Annotated in this window: 17 protein-coding genes, 2 pseudogenes and 1 riboswitch; of the genes and pseudogenes, 7 read left to right on the forward strand and 12 right to left on the reverse strand. The window is 36.3% G+C overall.

Annotated elements, in window-relative coordinates:
- Position 1: 1 nt before the first annotated feature.
- The gene (locus tag U860_RS0116770) at positions 2-1327 is read left to right on the forward strand and encodes an alpha-glucosidase/alpha-galactosidase (protein ID WP_025149468.1); all 1326 of its coding nucleotides are present in this window, start codon (positions 2-4) and stop codon (positions 1325-1327) included.
- A 408-nt stretch (positions 1328-1735) separates the two neighbouring features.
- Here the strand turns inward: U860_RS0116770 and U860_RS0116775 are convergent, their stop codons facing one another.
- Positions 1736-2047, reverse strand: a complete 312-nt coding sequence (locus U860_RS0116775) for a heavy metal-binding domain-containing protein (protein ID WP_002170671.1) — start codon at positions 2045-2047, stop codon at positions 1736-1738.
- A gap of 204 nt (positions 2048-2251) precedes the next feature.
- On the opposite strand from U860_RS0116775, the gene U860_RS0116780 reads away from it, so the two are divergent.
- Complete coding sequence (locus U860_RS0116780) at positions 2252-2722, forward strand: hypothetical protein (RefSeq protein WP_025149469.1); 471 nt, start codon at positions 2252-2254, stop codon at positions 2720-2722.
- A 36-nt stretch (positions 2723-2758) separates the two neighbouring features.
- Here the strand turns inward: U860_RS0116780 and U860_RS0116785 are convergent, their stop codons facing one another.
- The 3 genes from U860_RS0116785 to U860_RS0116795 all read right to left on the reverse strand — a co-directional run bounded on the left by U860_RS0116785 (position 2759) and on the right by U860_RS0116795 (position 5574).
- The gene (locus tag U860_RS0116785) at positions 2759-3367 is read right to left on the reverse strand and encodes a DUF2812 domain-containing protein (protein WP_025149470.1); all 609 of its coding nucleotides are present in this window, start codon (positions 3365-3367) and stop codon (positions 2759-2761) included.
- A 17-nt stretch (positions 3368-3384) separates the two neighbouring features.
- The gene (locus U860_RS0116790; protein WP_025149471.1) at positions 3385-3699 is read right to left on the reverse strand and encodes a PadR family transcriptional regulator; all 315 of its coding nucleotides are present in this window, start codon (positions 3697-3699) and stop codon (positions 3385-3387) included.
- A gap of 141 nt (positions 3700-3840) precedes the next feature.
- On the reverse strand, positions 3841-5574 hold the full coding sequence (locus tag U860_RS0116795; protein WP_025149472.1) for an S-layer homology domain-containing protein: 1734 nt from the start codon (positions 5572-5574) through the stop codon (positions 3841-3843).
- Positions 5575-6161: 587 nt separating this feature from the next.
- Between U860_RS0116795 and U860_RS37025 the strand changes: the two are divergent.
- A pseudogene (locus U860_RS37025) lies at positions 6162-6344 on the forward strand (hypothetical protein); the annotation flags it as partial.
- Positions 6345-6432: 88 nt separating this feature from the next.
- Positions 6433-7263: a VanW family protein gene (locus tag U860_RS0116805; RefSeq protein WP_025149473.1), complete on the forward strand. Its 831-nt coding sequence runs from the start codon at positions 6433-6435 to the stop codon at positions 7261-7263.
- 282 nt (positions 7264-7545) lie between these two features.
- On the opposite strand, the gene U860_RS0116810 is transcribed toward U860_RS0116805, so the two are convergent.
- The gene (locus U860_RS0116810; RefSeq protein ID WP_025149474.1) at positions 7546-9933 is read right to left on the reverse strand and encodes an immune inhibitor A domain-containing protein; all 2388 of its coding nucleotides are present in this window, start codon (positions 9931-9933) and stop codon (positions 7546-7548) included.
- A gap of 692 nt (positions 9934-10625) precedes the next feature.
- Between U860_RS0116810 and U860_RS0116815 the strand changes: the two genes are divergently transcribed.
- A complete protein-coding gene (locus tag U860_RS0116815) occupies positions 10626-10784 on the forward strand; it encodes a hypothetical protein (protein WP_025149475.1) in 159 nt (52 codons plus the stop codon).
- 197 nt (positions 10785-10981) lie between these two features.
- On the opposite strand, the pseudogene U860_RS36475 reads toward U860_RS0116815, so the two are convergent.
- The 4 genes and pseudogenes from U860_RS36475 to dhaK all read right to left on the reverse strand — a co-directional run.
- Positions 10982-11068, reverse strand: a pseudogene (locus U860_RS36475) (dihydroxyacetone kinase); the annotation flags it as partial.
- Between the two features lie 61 nt (positions 11069-11129).
- A complete protein-coding gene (locus U860_RS0116825; protein ID WP_025149476.1) occupies positions 11130-12086 on the reverse strand; it encodes an alpha-L-glutamate ligase in 957 nt (318 codons plus the stop codon).
- Complete coding sequence (locus U860_RS0116830; RefSeq protein ID WP_025149477.1) at positions 12079-13137, reverse strand: LLM class flavin-dependent oxidoreductase; 1059 nt, start codon at positions 13135-13137, stop codon at positions 12079-12081. Before U860_RS0116830 ends, U860_RS0116825 begins: the two co-directional genes overlap by 8 nt.
- 82 nt (positions 13138-13219) lie before the next feature.
- A riboswitch (SAM riboswitch) is annotated at positions 13220-13326 on the reverse strand.
- A 293-nt stretch (positions 13327-13619) separates the two neighbouring features.
- The gene (gene dhaK / locus U860_RS31640) at positions 13620-15371 is read right to left on the reverse strand and encodes a dihydroxyacetone kinase subunit DhaK (RefSeq protein ID WP_025149478.1); all 1752 of its coding nucleotides are present in this window, start codon (positions 15369-15371) and stop codon (positions 13620-13622) included.
- A 178-nt stretch (positions 15372-15549) separates the two neighbouring features.
- Between dhaK and dhaS the strand changes: the two genes are divergently transcribed.
- Positions 15550-16122 (forward strand): dihydroxyacetone kinase transcriptional activator DhaS, encoded by a 573-nt coding sequence (gene dhaS, locus U860_RS0116840; RefSeq protein WP_025149479.1) that lies wholly within the window; start codon positions 15550-15552, stop codon positions 16120-16122.
- A gap of 13 nt (positions 16123-16135) precedes the next feature.
- Positions 16136-17134: a DhaKLM operon coactivator DhaQ gene (dhaQ, locus tag U860_RS0116845; RefSeq protein WP_025149480.1), complete on the forward strand. Its 999-nt coding sequence runs from the start codon at positions 16136-16138 to the stop codon at positions 17132-17134.
- A gap of 103 nt (positions 17135-17237) precedes the next feature.
- On the opposite strand, the gene U860_RS0116850 is transcribed toward dhaQ, so the two are convergent.
- The 3 genes from U860_RS0116850 to U860_RS0116860 form a co-directional block, all read right to left on the reverse strand.
- Positions 17238-17609, reverse strand: a complete 372-nt coding sequence (locus U860_RS0116850) for an ATP synthase subunit I (protein WP_025149481.1) — start codon at positions 17607-17609, stop codon at positions 17238-17240.
- Positions 17610-17648: 39 nt separating this feature from the next.
- Complete coding sequence (gene pssA, locus U860_RS0116855) at positions 17649-18182, reverse strand: CDP-diacylglycerol--serine O-phosphatidyltransferase (protein ID WP_025149482.1); 534 nt, start codon at positions 18180-18182, stop codon at positions 17649-17651.
- Between the two features lie 176 nt (positions 18183-18358).
- On the reverse strand, positions 18359-19798 hold the full coding sequence (locus U860_RS0116860; RefSeq protein WP_025149483.1) for a 6-phospho-beta-glucosidase: 1440 nt from the start codon (positions 19796-19798) through the stop codon (positions 18359-18361).
- Positions 19799-19878: the final 80 nt, after the last annotated feature.

The following is a 19878-nucleotide window of genomic DNA, read 5'->3' on the forward strand; positions in this document are numbered from 1 at the left end:
AATGTCAAAAATTACATTTCTAGGTGCTGGAAGTACGATTTTTGCTAAAAATGTATTGGGTGACTGCATGTTAACACCTAGTATCCAAGGGTTCGAGTTTGCTCTGTTTGATATTGACCATCAACGCTTAAAAGATTCTGAGAACATACTGCAAAACCTAAAGGAAAGTTCCGGTAGTAACGTACACATCAAGACTTATACGGACCGAAAAGAGGCGTTAAGGGGAGCAAAATACGTCATTAATGCCATACAGGTCGGCGGCTATGAGCCTTGTACATTGACTGATTTCGAAATTCCGAAAAAGTACGGGCTTCTTCAGACGATTGGAGATACAATCGGCATTGGCGGCATTTTCCGCGCATTACGAACTATTCCGGTGATGCTTGATTTTGCCAAAGATATTCGTGAAGTTTGTCCGGATGCTTGGTTTTTAAACTATACAAATCCGATGGCGACGTTAACGGCGGCTATGATTCGTTACGGTGGCGTAAAAACGGTCGGATTGTGCCACAGCGTCCAGGTGTGTGTGCCTTACTTATTTAATTCGCTTGGAATGAATACAGAAAATGTCCAGTGGAAAATTGCCGGAATCAATCATATGGCCTGGCTTTTAGAAGTGACAAGAGATGGAAAAGACTTGTACCCGGAAATCAAGAGACTTGCGACTGAAAAGCAAAAAGAAAAACATGAGGATATGGTTCGTTTTGAACTGATGAATCGTTTCGGCTATTACGTAACGGAATCGTCCGAGCATAACGCCGAATATCACCCATACTTCATCAAAAGGAATTATCCGGAGCTCATCGATAAGTTGAATATTCCTCTTGATGAATACCCGCGCCGCTGTATCAATCAAATTAGTGATTGGATGAAAATGCGTGAAGACCTTGTTAACAACAAAAACCTTACGCATAAACGTACACATGAATACGCTTCTTATATCATTGATGCAATGGAAACCGATAAAGCATTTAAACTCCACGGAAATGTATTGAATACAGGAAGCTTAATCAGTAACCTTCCGGAAAAAGCTGTCGTTGAAGTTCCGTGCCTAGTTGATCGGAGTGGAATTACACCTTGTTATGTAGGAGAACTTCCTGAACAGTTGGCGGCGCTAAACCGTACTAACATCAATACCCAGCTTCTTACCATTGAAGCAGCTATAACGGGTAAGCGAGAGCACATTTACCAGGCTGCAATGCTTGATCCACATACTGCGGCAGAACTATCTATCGATGATATCGTCTCATTATGCGATGACCTTATTGAAGCACATGGTGACTGGCTGCCTCAATTTAAAGGGGAAGCAGTTGTGGAGACAATCTAAATAACGTGAATGAATACTACAGAATAGACTGAATTCCAAACAGTTTTAGTCTGTTCAGGTGAAAACATGTTCACTAGAACCTAAAAGCGTATATGTTTGAAAAAATAACAGGCTTCTTCCAATTACGAAGAAATCTGTTATTTTTCACCGTTTTTATAGTAAATAATCACTTTCTGCGTGTAAGTTAAAAAATGAGATTCTAATTAATACACTAATTCTATTGTCTATTAAAAGTCATTCTATACAAAAGAAAACAACTTGAAGTTATCAAACTGCTAAAAAACATTTGGAAGCTAAAATGCAACGAACGCTTTTTAAAACAGAAGTATCGTTTAAAACCAATCAAATTATAAATAAAAAAGCCCCTCAAAGCATATGCTTCAAGGGGTGAGCCTGTTTTTTATTTAATTATATACGTACAGCTGTACCACTTACAGCAACCATTAACATTCCATCACGAACTACTTCATAATCTACGTCAACACCAACGATAGCGTTCGCACCTTTTTGTCTTGCAAGTTCTTTCATTTCATTCATTGCAATATCACGAGCTTCTTTTAGCTTACTTTCATAAGCACCAGCACGACCTCCGACAACATCACGAACTGAAGCGAATAAATCACGGACAATATTTGCACCCATAATAGCTTCACCATTTACAATATCAATATACTCAATAATCTCTTTACCTTGAATTCCAGACGTTGTTGTTACAATCATGACTGACACTCTCCTAATAACTTATAGTTTTTGATTAGCTTTCTTATGTCTTTATTATGACAGGGAAAAAGTATCTAATCTATTGAATTACCTTACAAGAATGTGACAGTTTTGTAAGGATAGAAGTTTATTTATTCATCCATTTACAAATAGTGTCTAAATTAACAGAAAATTGCTATAATTAAAGTGGAAGGGGGATAAAAAATGAAAAAAATTACATATGTATGTGTCCTAAGTATTCTATCTTTATCTTTAATAGGTTGTACAAGCACTTCTACTACAGATAATACTCCAAAAACTAAACAAGAAAATTCGAAAAATACCATTCAATTAAACTCCGCAGACATTACAAACATTGAGTTACTTGCAACAACAACTAACCCTGTTTCAAAAGCACAAACAGATAACGAAGAAATGATAAAATCTATTGCTTCAACAGTTCAAAACGGAACACCTAAAACAATCACTTTAAATCAAGAAAAGAAACAATCTGCCCATTCTACTATAACCGTTACATATAAAGGTGACTCGAAAGAAGAATATCTTGTGTGGGTTGATAATAAAGATCAAATTACAATCGCTAAAAATGAGAAGAAAGATAAAGTAGAAGGTGTGACATTGAACATTAAAGGCACTAAAATGATGAAGGATTTTTTTAAAAATGATAAAGCGTAAAAAAGATCCCCTTCAACTTTAAGGGGATCTCTTACATCATTTTCTCTCTTCATACAGCCTATTTGCTTTATACGAGCAAACGAAAAACATACCAATCGCAACCGGAATAAATAACCATGAAAAGCCCCTCATTAATGCAAATGGTGTCTCAAATAAGAATGATCCTAAAAATGCTGCACCATGCATATCCCATAACCCCCGTGTAAGGTATAGATCTCTTGGATTTAGAATCGCTCCTAGATCAATTGTTTTACTAAACATAAATAGGATTAATATCGGCAAATAACATATCGCTAATTCGAGAAATGTCTTAGATAGACGCTTATACTTCCCTACTCGTGACATTTCATCCGAAAAAATGTCATCTTCGCTTCCCTCATCTATCTTTTGAAAATATTGCGTGCCTGACCACCATTTACCGGCTATATGTTTCCAGCCACTATCTTCAAATAACGTACAGTAGTTAATAAAATCACTTCGTCTATTAAATATTCTATGATCTATTTTAATTGTCGCATCTTCCGGTTCTGCGATTCTAAATCTATAACCAAATGTATTGCTTTCTAGATAATAGCCTTTCCAAGCCATCTCCTCTAACCATTTTTCTTCTTTCTCAAAATCAATGAAAAATTTCAATCTCCACATCATCTAATCCCCCTAAACTATTGGCTCAGTAAATTTTTCGTAACCCCAATAATATGCTGCATTCTCATAAAATCTAAATGTAATACTTCTTTTCCTCGCTTAGTAATTACATACACTTTTCTTCGTTTATCTTCACTTTGTACTGATTCTATTAATTGTTGCTTCAATAAATTTTCAACCGCACCGTAAAGTGTACCAGCCGCAATCTTCACTTGATGATTACTAAGTTCCTCAACCTTTTGCATAATTAAATACCCATGGGCCGGCTCTAATAAAGCTAAAAGAACGTAATACGTTGTTTCCGTTAATGGTAAATTTTTATCTCTATTCATAAAGACCTCCAATGTAACGATAAGTATATAGGTAAACTATACAGTTCAACTATATAGTTTGATTTTATACAGTTTAACTGTATATGTCAAATTCAAATATAAAAAAACAACCTAGATCCCTTACATGGATCTAGGTTGTTTTTAATACGTAAACGTAATCGTCACCAAAGAATATCCTTCTTTTGCATTATACGGCTCCGCCTTATATGACACTCGATTGGATCCTTTTGGATAACTGATTTCTCCAATTGCATTTTTCACATCTTGCAATGCACCGTCCATTGATTGCTTATAAAGAACTTCAATCTTTTCTGGTTTTGCACTATAGCGCTGCTGCATTTTATTTTTCAGTTCATTATAATTATTTGCAACGTACTCATTTCCTAAATAATTTAGTTTTGTATCTTTTAATATTTGTTCATATGCAACTGTTTTAGAGCTACCCGCTGCAATTTTATTTGTAAGTGTATCATAATAATTTGTAGTAGCCTGTGGGGATTCACCACGATTCCACTCGTGATTTCTTGCAATTTGTTCATCCGATAAGTTGAAATAAGAATACGTTACTCGGCCTTGTTCATCCGGTATTGGATCATCGAATGTTGTATCAAGGTGGTACCATTTATTATCGATTTTAACTAAATTCCAAGCATGAGGTTGTCCGTCTCCAGTTCCTACTACAAAATGATTCTCAATTCCAGCTTCTTTTAACAATTGATAGGTTAATAGTGCGTAACCTTGGCAAACGGCAGAACGATTCGCTAACGCCTCATATGCTGTATACGCTTTATAAGACGTATCATAAGAAACGTGTTTCACTACGTAATCATGAATCGCCTTCACTTTTTCGTGATCATCCATTCCCACTTGAATAATAGAGGAAACGATCGCTTTTGCTTGTTTCATTACATATTCCGTTTGTTCTTTCGTTTCACGATATGTAATATGTAACGTAAACATATAATTTCCAGGTGATCCAGAAAGTGAATATGAAACATTCGATCTATTATAATTTGTATACTCATTTTTATTTGCAACTTCTTTATATGCGTTAAAAAGTGTATTCATCACTTCTTCTGTATTACTATTTTTCGTTTGATACGGAAGTGTAATGTTCGTTTCGTATGTATTAATACGCTTTTGTACTTCATCTTTAAACGTTGTTAATAAAGCAGTATCTCCTGTACTTTTCACATCAGAGTTTTTATATTCCAAAGCTTTATATAAAAACTGTGCATATTGTTCACGTGTTACTGTAGTATACGGCCCAAACTTCCCTTCACCTGTACCTTCTGCAATCCCATTTGACTGCACCGCACTAATCGCATTTTCTGCCCAAAAACCATTTGGAACATCGTTAAATGTATGTTTTTTCGTTGCAGAGACTTGAAAAGCATTTGTAAGAATTTGTGCCATTTCCGCACGACTAACAGAATCTTTCGGTCTAAAACCGCCATTTCCATCACCTTTAAAAATCCCTAATTTCGTTAACGTTAAAACCTCTTCAGGAAACAGTGTAGAACCTGAGCGAATATCACGATAAGGATTGTTTAAAGTAGATCCATCTTTTAATACATAACGAGTTCCATCATTACTAAACGAACCGCCTTGCTTATTCGGTACCAACACTCGATAAACTAAAGCCGCAACTTGCTCTCTCGTCGCAACATCACCAAAACCAAACTTCCCATTTCCATAACCTGAAATAATATTTTTACTCGCTAAATCTTTAATCGCAGGATAGGACCAGTGCGATGTTGGCACATCAGAAAAAATGCCTGCTTCAGCAGCTTTAATCTCATCAACATTTGTATATAATAAAGCACCACCAATAAGTGATAATGATGTAATTGATTTTAATAGTTTTGTATACATAATGCCTTCTCCCAATACGTCCTCTATTTTTGTTATTTTTTGTCGAAAAATCTAAATGAATATGACAAAACACATTATACAATTAAAAGTTTTCGGAGGATATACTAAATTTTAAAATATGCAAAAACTCATATTACTATATTTTTTGTATTGATATTATGCTATTTTACTTGCGAATATATAAATATAAAACGATTTGTTATAGCAGGAATTCAAAGTCTTCTTCATGCTTCACGAACCTTGAAATGTATTGAAACTGTTTACGCTTTATATAAACGAAACCGCAGTCTGGGACTAGACTGCGGTTTTTCGGCGCACAACCAATTACAAAAAATACCAATATCTGCATAATCTTTCATTGTAATTAACTTAACTTTTTATTTGCTCAGAAACATTGCAATAGAACCTAGTAAAGTCTCAAAAAACAACTTATTATCAATCAATATTTAGTAAAAACATATTAATACTTTAGAATTTCTTTAATTTTCATTATTTTTTGTTTAATATTATCCTTTATATTTATAATGTGTTTATTTGAATTTATCGTATTGAAGCGGAGTTTCACATGACTATAAGCCATTCGGAAAATGGAAAAAAATAAGGCCCCCATTAAATTAATTATACTGTTTTTTTGCGTCTTTTATCTATTTATGTTAATTATTATGCAGCTAAGAAAAGTACAACTTATTGATAGATATATATATAAGAATGTAATTAACAAACGAGAGAATGCTACAATTAATATTACAGTTCTGTGCGGGAAAACTTGGGTAAATTCAAAGTCATTCATACGACAATTGATCGGGAGTGTAATTACGGAAATGGTATCATATGAAAACGATGGAGAGTGGAAATAAAATGAATTTAGTGAACTTACGTCCTAAACAGCGGTCTAAGTATCGCATTCTACTAGGGACATGGTATTACTCTACAAAGAGGTACATTCAGTGGTTAACAGACGGAAAAAAATATGCAAAAACGTTTCAACAAGAAAAGTTACCCTGTACAGCGATTCAGCACCGAACGATACTACTTCGTAAGCTCAAAGATGTAGATATGTGGTATCAACAGAATAAAGTTGTTAATTTGAAGATTGCTATTAAACAACTAAATGGTATCGTCATTAAACCGGGAGAAACATTCTCTTACTGGCGTTTAATAGGTAAGCCTACGAGGAGAAAAGGGTATGTAGAAGGTATGATACTACACTATGGATCTTTTCAAGCAGGCATTGGAGGAGGGCTTTGTCAGCTTTCAAATTTAATATATTGGATGACCTTACATACACCATTGACAGTAACAGAGCGATATCGTCATAGTTTTGATGTCTTTCCTGATTCCAAGCGGACCCAACCATTTGGAAGCGGAGCGACTTGTTCTTATAACTATTTGGATTTACAAATCAAAAATGAAACGGACCAATCGTATCAACTTCACCTTTATATTACGGATAAGCATTTAGTCGGTGAATGGAGAGTTGCCCATCCACAGCTTTATCAATATGAGGTTTATGAAAAAGAACACTCCATCCAATCTGCGTACTGGGGTGGTTATATACGACATAATGTTATTCAACGTAGAGTATATAATCAACAGAAACAGTTTATAGAAGACCAATATGTAACGGAAAATCACGCTATAATGATGTATGAACCACTATTAGCTTATAATAATAAGGAAAGTGAGTGACTTATCATTGCTTACAATCAAGTCTGATAAGTATTTTGTAATTATATGTAACATACGCTCATCTCTTACTATTTGATAGTCTATATATTTTTTTACTATAGTCTCTTTCACTTTAAAAGAATAGGCAATTCTCTAGCAATATCATCTCTCGTCTTCATTGAAAATGTAGTTTATATCTTCCTGTTCCTAAACTAAACTGCCCCGTTTCTCCAATAAAAAGAGAGCTGTCCATAAGTCGGTTTCACCAACTTATGAGACAGCTCCTCTTAGTTTCACCTTATTCTATCGATGAATCCAAACTGCACCTGCAGATTTATCTTCTGCTTGGCCTACTACTTCAAACTTTAATCCTAGTTTCGGCAACTTACGTCCTGCATCTGGAATCGCGCTGTTGATGTACTGCTTAGAGTCATCAAATTTTGCAACACCTGGTAATCCTTTATAGTCAAAGATACCGCGAGTTGGTGAATCTACTCTCCATGCTGGCGTTTGATCAAATGAGAATGCCGCATCGGCGATTTGATAACGCGTACTGCTCTTCACAGTCGGTTGTCCGTTTAATGTCCCTACGATTGCCTCTGGATGAGAATCTACTACTCCTAGGAATCCTTCACCTGGATGAACGCCTACCCAGTTATCTGTAAAGCTTTGATCCGCATACCATACAACCATTCCTGTATTAAATACTGGGCCACGCGCATGTTGTAACGCCGTGTCAGAACCAGCGTAATTTCTCCACTCTAAATAGTAGTTATGTTTTTTCTGTTCAAATCCGTTAGACACAGTAAATCCTTTTAACGTCATTGCTGGTTGACCTTCTGCATCATCAGAGAATACAACTTTTCCATCTACAGTTAATGCTGCATTATCTAACGCAAACCCTTTATAAGCTACTGCAACATCTGTTAAATACTCGAATTGCAGTTTTACTTTTTTCCCTTTGAATTGGCTTAAATCGTATGATTTATCAACCCACTTACCATCCGTTGTATCCATACCGCCTTTTACATCTTTTTCGCCCATTCTATCAATACGTGTCTTCGTTCCATCTTCCGTAATCGCATTTACGTCAAGGAAATCATACTTCGCTTCAAGTTCATAGAATGCCTTATAATCAAACTTAGCATCCGTTGCATTTGTTAAATCAAATACTGGTGTCTCAAGTGTTGTATGAATGTCATTTCCTTTTGTACTGTAATAAAACTTCTTACCAAATGCCGATTCGATATTTTTTATATCTTTGTCCGGCAAGTTAACACGAACGATTCCTGGTCGTTTTGATTTTGTAACACTTTGATCTAAATATGTTGCAGCACCGATTCCCGTACGAAGTTTATCATAATCTACCTCAACGATATTCGCCCAGTTACCCTTCATATTCTTTTGGAAAAACTCTTTATTTTGTGGTGAGAAACTTGTTGGCTCTGTTCCTGCAATTTTCCCAGCCCAGCTGCCGCCGCTCATAATAGACCATGACTCAACAGGTTCACCTTGTCCTGTGTACTTTGTATCATACTCATCTGGTAAGCCTAAATCATGACCATACTCATGCGCAAACACACCAACCGCTCCATCCTCAGGCTCGATTGTATAATCGTATGCAGCCATCTTTCCGCCCCAATTCGAAACAGAAGATTTTGTGCCATCAATCGCATATGGTTTTGATCCAAGTTTTGAACGATGAGACCAAATCGCATCATCTTTCAATTTACCGCCGCCAGCTTCTTGACCCACGCCAGCATGTACAACCATTAAATGATCAATAATGCCATCTGGCTCGTTTTTATTTCCATCACCATTTTGATCGTATTGATCAAATTGATCATAGTCTGCTAAATTTATCCCTTTTGCTACCGCTGCTTTTAATGCTTCTTTCACAAGATCGCGTGGCCCTAAAGGACCCTTGTTATCATGACCAGTTCCCGCATCCGCACCATAATCTGAAGCTTTTCCTGGAACAGTAAGCCATTCCGTTACAGTTCCATCAACTGTGTAGCTGCCACCAGATTGTTCTTCATAATATTGTTTAAATGTGTTAATCTTCGATCCATCAAATAACGTAAATGGTTCATCACCAAATAACATTTTTTGATAATGTTCACGATTAAAGTCCTTAGAATACATGTATCCTGGCTCTTGATCAATATTGTTATGCTTAAAATCGCTAAATTCTACAAGTAAAACAAGTACTTTATCTTTTCGAACAGCTCCATTGTACTCTTCTTGCTTCGCTGGTGTAGTAGGCACTTTTCCATTTAATTGTCTAGGATTCAATCCTGCATCTTGTCCAGCTACTGGTCCTGCTGCCTGCTGCTGCGCCTGTTCATTTTCCTTCATTTTTGCATCTTTTACTTTTTTCATAAAATCAGAAGCTTCTTGCGTAAGACTATCTCCTGTCAAGATTTCTTTACCAGGGTTTTCCCCTTTCTTTTTCTCAACATATTTTTCAACAGCCTTTGACGTCTCAGCTTGTGATGCAGATTGATCAATCACGCCCCGTTGTTTTAGCGCTTTTGCCAAACGCTCATCTGGTATTAAATGCTCATCTATTGGTAGAGATGATGTTGGTGTTTCAGCATACGCCGCATGCCCCCCAAAAGCAAAACTACTACTTAGCACTGCCGCTGTTGCTAATACTGATAAAGGTTTTAACTTCTTATTCTTTTTCAATGCATTTCCTCCCCAATTGTTGCGAATTATCGTTTTTTGCCGATAGCAATATAATATTCGTTATAATACGAATATTCAATATTTTTCAACAAATGAAATGTTGAGAAATATTTTTTTATGCAGGGTAGGATACATAAGATAGCAAAATAAAAAAGTTCTGCTAGTTTATGTTTTGCACATAACCATAAAGTGGAATCACTCGTTCTTTTATCTTGATGGCGATGGAGTAGCGCTGGGAAAGAAAATACAACATACAAACAGCCCAAGTCCCTCATTGGAACTTGGGCTGTTTGTTATTTGAATGAATACTTTCCATATGGATTCTTATAAGATTCTGAATCATTTTATGTAGATTCACTTTACAAAAAGGCTGTTATTTATTTATTTATTTTAAGTGCAATAGTCATATTTGCTCGATTCACTTATTTTTTGGAAATAAATAATCACCACCTAAGGAATCCTATTGAATTCCTTTTCTATTTATATTCTAATTACCTCTTGAATTATCAGAAAATTATTGAAAAAGTTTTTTTCTTTATATATATAACTCTATCACACTTAATTTCTTGCTAGTATATACATACCAATATACAAATAAATATAGTAGAAAGCGATACTGTAAAAGCTAGTAAATACTTTTATATTAGTCATCAAGCTAAAGAAAAAACTTTCGAAAAAGGAGCGTTAAAATAATGAAAAAACTTTTTGGAATGATTTTAGGTTTATCACTTTCAGCTGCTTTATCTATAGGGTTAGCATTCCCTTCACAATCAGATTCTAAGGAACAAGTTGATTCGACTAAATCTAGTACAATTATGTACATGCAATCCAGCCACGGTGACTCCTGGTAATACAAAGAATTTTTTATTCGTAATTAATAGACAACATATAGCAGACTACTTATTAACTTCAGCCCATTTACACTTAAATTCTGTACCGAAATCATTTGCAACTAAAGTAATTGGTTTGCTTCTAAGCCACATTAAAATATCATTCAACTAAATTTAAAAACCCCCTCCACCTTAAGGTAGAGGGGATTTTCTAATTTCTATTTCAAACTACCGGCAATCTCCGTAAAGATAACTCCAAGTGCATGCGCACTTGCATAAGGATATCCTAAATTTCTTGCACCGATAAAATGTGCTATATCTTCTTTTTTCCTATCTTTGCACCAGAACCTTATTTTTTAATCAACATTATTTAACTGACTCTACTTGTTTTTCTAATTCTATTCCAAGGAATTTAGCAAGCTCGAGCATACCAAATTGATTAGCCACAGACTCTGCATCAGAATTATAGTTTGTGTTTGTATTAATATCATACGTATAAATTGTACCATCTGAACTGCGAATAAATTCGATACCAGCAACAGTAATTTCATTTTCTTTCAAAAATCCCTTGTATTGTTCAATAATTGGCTCATGGAAGTCCGATATAATTTCAAATTTTGTTGGAGCCTCTTTCTTACTCTCTTCTCCTACTGGGCAAAAAGCATCATGAATAGAGCACGCATCTGCTGGACAAAGCTCAAACCCTTCTGATGTATCTACTTTAACTGCATATACAAACTGGCCGCCTACAAACTCACACCGTGTAATATATGGCTCAGGTGCTTCAATATACTGTTGGATTAAAATAATTCCATCAATAGGCTCTTCAAACGTCGGACCATCCAAATATTGTTCTAAAGCCTCAATGGAATGAAAAAGTTGAACACCAAGGCCTTTACCTGCCCGGTTATGCTTTGTGATGAATGGTACTTCCCCTAACTCCCTTGCTGCTTTTATTATATTATCACGACCAACAGCACCAATTGTTTTCGGCACTTGTATCCCAAAATTTCTTAATGCTGTATATTGATTCAATTTACTTACTTCAAGGCGTAATGCACGAGACCCATTAAATACTGTTCGCCCGTGTCCCTCTAACCAAGCAAGAACCCCCTCAGTCAACTCGGGTGCATATCGATGCCCTCTTGTATGTGAAGAAGCACTCATGCGGCTATAAAAAACACCTTGGGGAGGTTCTTGTTCTAACGAAATAATTCCTTCATCCAAAAACCATTCCTCATAAGGTAACTCTTGTTCTTCCAACCTTTTCACCAAATGATCCGTCCATTCCTTATTCTCATGTAATATGTAAATTTTACTCATTTGTAATCAATTCCTTTCTTTTCAATTCAACTAATGGCATCACCTTTTCAGAAAATCGTTTCATTTCTTCAAGCTGTGGCGAAAATTGCAAAAGTAATAATGTAACACCCACTTTTTCAAAAGCAAGTATCCTTTCTGCAATTTGTTCTGGTGTTCCAATTAGATTAGGGCGTAACCCACGATTAGATACGGAGTAATCATTCAGCTTCACTTGCTGTTCCAAATGTGATTTACTAATAAAATCTTGATAACCCGCATAACCTAAAGCATCATCTTTCACATCCGTTATTCGTCTCCATTCTTCCAAGGCCTCTTCTTCGGTATCACGACAAATGACGTACGCCGCGAGCCCGAATGACTGCAATGGCTCCCCTGTTACTTTCTTTCTACGATTCTTCATATCTTCTATTTTCACACACACCTCTTCCACTGTTCCCCCATGCATTACATATGCATCCGCGTGTTTTACAATTACCTCTTTCCCTCGCTCGCTCTCACCACCTGCATAGATCTTAATTCCTTGTTTCTGCACAGGTTTTGGATTTAAATGTGTATTATGAACCTCATAAAAGTTCCCCTCATAAGAAAATACCTCTTCCTTCCAAAGCTCTCTCAAAATTGTTACAAATTCTTCTGTTCGATCATACCTTTCATCATGTGCGGTAAATACCCCACCATACTGCCTCGCTTCTTCTTCCCACCATGCTGAAACTACATTCAATGTAAAACGGCCATTACTTAATTGATCGATATTCGCTGCCATTTTCGCTGTAACTGCTGGATTGTGGAAGCCAGGTCTTACAGCTGTCATTATCTCTAATCGATCCGTTACTGCAGCAAGTCCCGCCGCGGTTGTCCATGCTTCTAAACTTGGTGCTGAAACACCTTTTATATCATTTAAGTTTAATTCTGCAATAAGCGTTGTTGAAAAACCTAATCGCTCTGCCGCTTGCGCTGTTTGTTTTGCGTACTCAAACGTAGGCGGCATAGATTCATCATCTATATTTCGAAGCCATCCCCCAAAAATCGGTAACCAAAAACCATACTCCACTACATATTCCTCCTTCATCTTTTAGTCATAAAAAAAGCTACTCTTATTGAAATAAGAGTAGCTTTCTTTACTAAGTGAACCGCTCTTATCTTTCAGGTGTTTTTTCACCTGCAGGATTTGGCACCTTTCGTCTAATACGAGGTTGCCGAAGTTTCATAGGGCCCGTCCCTCCACTTCTCAACATAAGAATTATTTGTTTTTTTATTTATTATAATCGTCAGAATAATAAAAATCAACACTTAATACCTATTTTTCCGATGAGTATTATAATGATATATCTTCCTTAATTAAGTTTAACTACTTTCTTTCCAAAGTCAGCTTAAACATCTAATAACTTAGATGATTAAAGCAAACTATAAAAATACAAAGAATGTGACTAATTTTCCAACTTTAAATGCTTACATATCAGCTTTCTATCCAAATATCAATCAACTATATTAAAAAATCCCCTCCACCTTAAGGTAGAAGGGATCTTCTAATTTCTATTTCAAACTACCCACAATCTCCGTAAAGATAACCCCAAGCGCATGTGCACCTGCATCTGGATATCCTAAACTTCTTTCACCAACTGTACCGGCGCGGCCCATGCGAGCGACGATTTCTTTCGTATACTCTGCTCCTTTAACCGCTGCTTCTGCTCCTTTTTCAAAGGCAGTTTTCACGTCTGTACCGTTTGAAGCACTGTCGATCCAAGAATCTACACAAGGAGCAAGTGCATCAACAAGCGTCTTATCACCAACTACCGCTCCTCTACCGAACGATCTTTCACCGATAGATTGTATACCTTGAAGTGCCGCTTGCAACATTTCAGCGAATTCTCCAACTGTTAGCTCACGTTTTTCACCTGCTGCTTTACTAGCTGCGCGGAATGCTCCGCCCCAAATTGGACCAGAAGCGCCACCGCAATGTTCCATAATAATCATTGAACAACCGTCAAGGAATGATCCGATCGTTACATTCTCTTGTTCTACAATAGAATGCCACTCACGTTTTAATTGCTTAAATCCTTTTGCCACACTCATTCCGAAGTCGCCGTCACCTGCATGTGTATCTAACTCACAAAACGGTACTTCATTTTTAATAATAACGTCGCTCATTTTATCAACGAGATAAATCATGTTGTTTAATGTAATGACATTATCTTTAATAACAGCGTGTTCTTCTGCTGTTTCTAATTCAAAGGAAACTTCCTTCTCTTCTGTCTCTTCAAGCACATTCACGTACTCTACACTCTCAACTGGTCCATCGACTTTAAATGCTGGTGTATTACACTCTTTTGATAATAACGTTTTCAGCTCATCATCTAACTTCATTACCGTTAAAGACATACCAGCCATATCAATACTTGTCATATAATTACCGACGAACACTCTATTAATTTTAATGTTTCTAGCAGCTAATTCTCGCGTAACTGCATTGTTAAATAGATAAAGTTCTTGAAGTGGTGTGCCGCCAAAACCATTTACAAGAAGCGCGATTTCCTCGCCATCTTTTACTCCTAAGTCTTTTATTAAATCGTTTGTCATACGGTTAGCTAATTCATCTGCTGACATCATTTTTTCACGCTTAATTCCTGGTTCGCCGTGAATACCAACGCCATATTCCATTTCATCTTCACCAAGTGTAAAAGTAGGTGATCCACTTGCTGGAACTGTACAAGAAGTTAACGCTAAACCGATTGTACGCACATTAGCCGCTGCTTTTTCTGCGACAGCTTTCACCGCTCCTAAATCCATACCTGCTTCCGCTGCTGCGCCGGCAATTTTATGCACTAAAATAACTCCCGCAACACCGCGGCGCCCTACTGTGTACAGACTATCTTCTACTGCAATATCATCATCCACTTTTACGTAGTCTACTTCAATTCCATCTTCAGTCGCTAAATGCGCTCCGTTTTTGAAATTCATAATATCGCCGCTGTAATTTTTAATAATTAATAACGTACCTTTTTTACTAGCCGTCTCTTTAATCGCTTGATATACCTGAATTTGCGAAGGAGAAGCAAACACATCTCCGCACACTGCTGCATCTAGCATTCCTTTTCCGACTAGCCCTGCATGCGCTGGCTCATGACCACTACCGCCGCCGCTAATTAACGTTACTTTATTTTCATTCATTTCTTTCTTCTTAATGACTTTATACTTTTTCAAAAACTCAAGCTCTGGATGAGCCATAACCATTCCGTTGCACATTTCCATTACTAATGTTTCAGGTTTATTCATAATCTTTTTCATTGTGATTCTCCCTCAATTCCTTTAATATATTGTGATATATTTGAAATCTTCTTCTTACTACTCATGTTAAAATGAAAGCGTTTTATAGTAAACGGACAAAATGGACAATCTGTCTAAAGACACCGCTCTCATTTATGGATAGGATTTTTATATTAATAACATTCTAGGGATGATTCAGATGACCTCTTCTATAATTTCTAAAAAGATAATCGCGAACTCATTAAAATATTTAATGGAAACAGAGTCATTTCATAAAATATCAGTGAGCGATATTATGTTACACTGTCAAATGCGTAGGCAAACTTTTTATTATCATTTTAAAGATAAATTTGAACTATTAAGCTGGATTTATAGAGAAGAAACGAAAGAAAACATTATAGACTTTCTCGACTATGAGAAATGGGAAAATATTTTCGATTTATTATTTGATTACTTTTATGAAAATCAAAAATTTTACCGAAATGCATTTAAAGTCATTGAGCAAAACTCATTTAATCACTATTTATTTGAGCATACGAAAAACTTATATATGAAGATTATTGATGAACTATCAATGAGTTGCAGACTAACTCTTTCTAATGAAACGAAAAATACGATTGCCTCTTTTTATAGTCACGGCTTCGTTGGGACGATAAAAGATTGGATTGAAAGTAAATGTGAAGTCGATCCATCCATTATGTCTTCTCTCATGAAAAATATGATAAATAATCAATTACTACTTTTACTCGAGCAATCAGCAGACAAATCATAAGGTGGCAAGAACAATGAAAAAAATTATGAATGATGTAGAAAATATTGTTCAAGACATGCTGCATGGCTTTTATTTTGAACATAACGACAAAGTAAATTACGACGAAACACATAACATCATTTATGTAAAAGATATCGCAGACATGAAACAAAACGTTGCCATTATAAGCGGCGGTGGTAGCGGACATGAACCAGCCGATATTGGTTATGTAGGAAAAGGAATGCTTACAGCGGCAGTAAACGGAAGTATCTTCACTCCGCCTACAGTGGAACAAATTGTAGCGGCAACTCGCCTCATGCCAAAAGACAAAAGTATTTTATTCATCATTAAAAACTTTAAAGACGACGTAGAAAACTTTCTAGCAGCAGAACAAATCGCAAAAGAAGAAGGAAGACAAATTGACCACATCATCGTAAATGACGACGTTTCAATTGAAGATGATGCTTCCTTTAATAAAAGAAGACGCGGCGTAGCTGGCACTGTTTTTGTTCAAAAAATACTAGGTGCAGCCGCTCTTGAAGGCCATTCTTTAGAAGAACTAACAGCACTTGGTCGTTCTGTAATCGAAAACTTACACACATTAGGAGTCGCCCTTTCACCTGCACACGATCCAGTACAAGGAAAAGCTTCATTCACATTAAACGACGATGAAGTCTTTTACGGAGTCGGCATCCACGGCGAAAAAGGATACCGTAAAGAAGCACTATCTTCTTCTGAAATATTAGCAATTGAACTTATGAACAAACTAAAAAGCATTTACCGCTGGAGAAAAGGTGACAACTTTGCGATCCTCATTAACGGATTAGGTGCGACACCATTAATGGAACAATACATTTTCGCAAACGACATTCGCCGTTTATGCGAGCTGGAAGGCTTACACATAAAGTTCGTAAAAGTCGGTACTCTGCTAACTTCTTTAGATATGAAAGGTGTTTCGTTGAGTTTTCTTAAGATAGAGGATTTGGATTGGGAGAAATGGTTGAAGGCAGATGTTAGTGTGGGTGGTTGGTAACCACTTCAGTACTTTCCACCAGAAATATTAATAAAAACAGCCACAATCTGTTTATGAAAAGATTGTGGCTACTTTAAGTGGACCCCCAAAATTTTATACTATTCTATTTCTTCGCATCTTTCATGCTGTAATATCCTAAATTAATCACAATTAAAAAATAACCACCCATAATTCCAGCAGCAAATGTCCACATGAAATTGTGGTGTTCAATTTCATACATAATAATCGCACCAAGTATTGCGGCTGCAAATCGATTAACCATTCCAAGCATCGGTGCTTTTTCTTTTTTTACAATGCTATCTCCAAACTTTTCAATACGCCTTCCTAAAATCCAAACACAGTACATACTAACCAAAAGGCCGATGCTTATCCCTACAAAATGGGCTGGAAAAGGTGTCATAAGCCACCCCAATAACATTACGCCCAGCAAACAATACATTTGTATGTTAAATGATCTTAGTGCCATACGAATCATGTTATGCTCCTTTACCTTTCTCATTGTATTTACGTATCATCAATTCCATCTTTCAGACTTCAAGTTTTCTGATATATCCTTTTTAAAATGAGGAAATTTTATTTTGCTCACCATTAAATAAGAAAGTACACATGTGCCAAGCGCCAGGAGAACGGGATTATTTAAAAAGCACAAAATGATGAGACACATTGCTGCAAATGGAATTGGCATTCCGATAAACGTCGGGAGTTTGCTTTGTTGCGTGTTAAATCTAGCAAGCCGAAGCATTCCGCAAATACTGTAAGCTAGCGCACATAGCATCCCGATAGACTGTAAATCTTTTAAAGCGACACTATATGCAAGAATAGACGGAGCTACTCCAAAGGTAACTAAATCCGCAAAGGAGTCTAATTGTCCACCTATTCCCGAAACACAATCAAGTTTCCGAGCAATCATGCCATCAAAAAGATCAAATAACATACCTGTAATAATAAAAACTACTCCCAAATAAATATCGTGAACAAGAACCGCGTGAATAGCCAAAAGCCCACATACAAAATTTGCTATCGTGATCATATTTGGTATGTAACTCATAACACGCTCTTCCTCCAATCATGCTGTTATTAAGTTTCAATATACAATTTAGTTAACTTAACTAAACTATATTACACCTTTATGTTCATGTAAAGGGAAATATATCTCCTTACTTTCTTATTGCATTCAAATTATACAAAAAAGAAGACATCTTAATTGATGCCTTCTTTTTATACTTAAGATTTCAGACTTTCACCATTCGTCTCAATTACTTCTTTATACCAATTAAAGCTTTTCTTTTTCGATCTTTTTAATGAACCTTTTCCTTCATTATCTTTATCAACGTATATATATCCGTAACGTTTTTTCATTTCTCCAGTAGAAGCACTTACAAGGTCGATTGGTCCCCAGCTTGTGTACCCGATAATATCTACTCCATCTTGGATTGCTTCTGACATTTCAATCATATGCTTTTGCAGATAATCAATACGGTAGTCGTCATTTACCTCGTCTTCAGCATTTAATTGATCGATTGCGCCAAGACCATTTTCCACGACAAATAAAGGTTTTTGGTAACGATCGTAAAGTTGGTTCGCTGTAATACGGAACCCTTTCGGATCAATCGTCCATCCCCACTCTGATTTTTCAAGATACGGATTTTCAACAGAACCAAATACATTTCCGCTCGTTATACTTTTTAACACTTCTGGATCCGTGCTTGTTGCTCTGCTTGAATAGTAGCTAAATCCGATGTAATCAACTGTATTATCTCTCAAGATTGACTCATCTTCTTTTTCCATTTCAATCGTCAAATTGTTATCTTTAAAGAATCGTTTCGCATATCCAGGGTACTCTCCTCTTGCTTGTACATCAATAAAGAAGAATGATTCACGGTCTTGTTCCATCGCACGAAGAACATCATCTGGATTACATGTATATGGATACGTTGCACCAGCAGCAAGCATACAACCGATCTTTGCATCCGGAATAATTTCATGACACGCTTTCACAGCTAACGCACTTGCGACAAGTTGATGATGCGCCGCTTGATACTGAATTTGTTTTTTATTCTCGCCTTCTTTAAAGGCTAGCCCTGCTCCCATGAAAGGTAAATGTAAAAGCATATTAATTTCATTAAATGTCATCCAATATTTCACTTTATCTTTGTATCTATTAAAAATAGTTTTTGCATACGTCTCAAAGAAGTTTATAAGCTTTCTATTTTTCCAGCTTCCATACTTTTCTACTAAATGAACAGGAACATCAAAGTGAGCCATCGTAACGACCGGTTCAATCCCATGCTTTAAAAGTTCATCAAATAAGTTATCATAAAACTGTAATCCTGCCTCATTCGGCTGTTCATCATCACCATTTGGGAAAATGCGTGTCCAAGCGATAGATACGCGTAAAGCTTTAAAGCCCATTTCCGCAAAAAGAGCAATATCTTCTTTATATCGATGATAAAAATCAATTGCTTCATGTGACGGATAAAACTCCCCTTCTACTGGCGTAAAAGAATGAATATCCCCTTTCATAACGTTCCAACGTTTTTCACCAGTTGGCAATAAGTCAACTGTCGTTAATCCTTTTCCATCCTCTAAATATGCTCCTTCCGCTTGATTGGCTGCAATCGCTCCACCCCATAAAAATCCTTTAGGAAAAATAACTTTAGACATATATAAAAACTCCTTTATATAAGAATTAACGAGGAAAGGCATTGCCATTTTCAAAGAATACCTTTCTTCGTTTGAACCTG

The sequence above is a fragment of the Bacillus sp. H1a genome (assembly GCF_000633475.1).
GTDB lineage: Bacteria > Bacillota > Bacilli > Bacillales > Bacillaceae_G > Bacillus_A > Bacillus_A paramycoides.

Coding starts and splice junctions, on each gene's coding strand:
- U860_RS0116770 (WP_025149468.1), top strand. CDS start 2: ATGTCAAAAATTACATTTCTAGGTGCTGGAAGTACGATTTTTGCTAAA.
- U860_RS0116775 (WP_002170671.1), bottom strand. CDS start 2,047: ATGATTGTAACAACAACGTCTGGAATTCAAGGTAAAGAGATTATTGAG.
- U860_RS0116780 (WP_025149469.1), top strand. CDS start 2,252: ATGAAAAAAATTACATATGTATGTGTCCTAAGTATTCTATCTTTATCT.
- U860_RS0116785 (WP_025149470.1), bottom strand. CDS start 3,367: ATGTGGAGATTGAAATTTTTCATTGATTTTGAGAAAGAAGAAAAATGG.
- U860_RS0116790 (WP_025149471.1), bottom strand. CDS start 3,699: ATGAATAGAGATAAAAATTTACCATTAACGGAAACAACGTATTACGTT.
- U860_RS0116795 (WP_025149472.1), bottom strand. CDS start 5,574: ATGTATACAAAACTATTAAAATCAATTACATCATTATCACTTATTGGT.
- U860_RS0116805 (WP_025149473.1), top strand. CDS start 6,433: ATGAATTTAGTGAACTTACGTCCTAAACAGCGGTCTAAGTATCGCATT.
- U860_RS0116815 (WP_025149475.1), top strand. CDS start 10,626: ATGAAAAAACTTTTTGGAATGATTTTAGGTTTATCACTTTCAGCTGCT.
- U860_RS0116825 (WP_025149476.1), bottom strand. CDS start 12,086: ATGAGTAAAATTTACATATTACATGAGAATAAGGAATGGACGGATCAT.
- dhaK (WP_025149478.1), bottom strand. CDS start 15,371: ATGAAAAAGATTATGAATAAACCTGAAACATTAGTAATGGAAATGTGC.
- dhaS (WP_025149479.1), top strand. CDS start 15,550: ATGACCTCTTCTATAATTTCTAAAAAGATAATCGCGAACTCATTAAAA.
- dhaQ (WP_025149480.1), top strand. CDS start 16,136: ATGAAAAAAATTATGAATGATGTAGAAAATATTGTTCAAGACATGCTG.
- U860_RS0116850 (WP_025149481.1), bottom strand. CDS start 17,609: ATGATTCGTATGGCACTAAGATCATTTAACATACAAATGTATTGTTTG.
- pssA (WP_025149482.1), bottom strand. CDS start 18,182: ATGAGTTACATACCAAATATGATCACGATAGCAAATTTTGTATGTGGG.
- U860_RS0116860 (WP_025149483.1), bottom strand. CDS start 19,798: ATGTCTAAAGTTATTTTTCCTAAAGGATTTTTATGGGGTGGAGCGATT.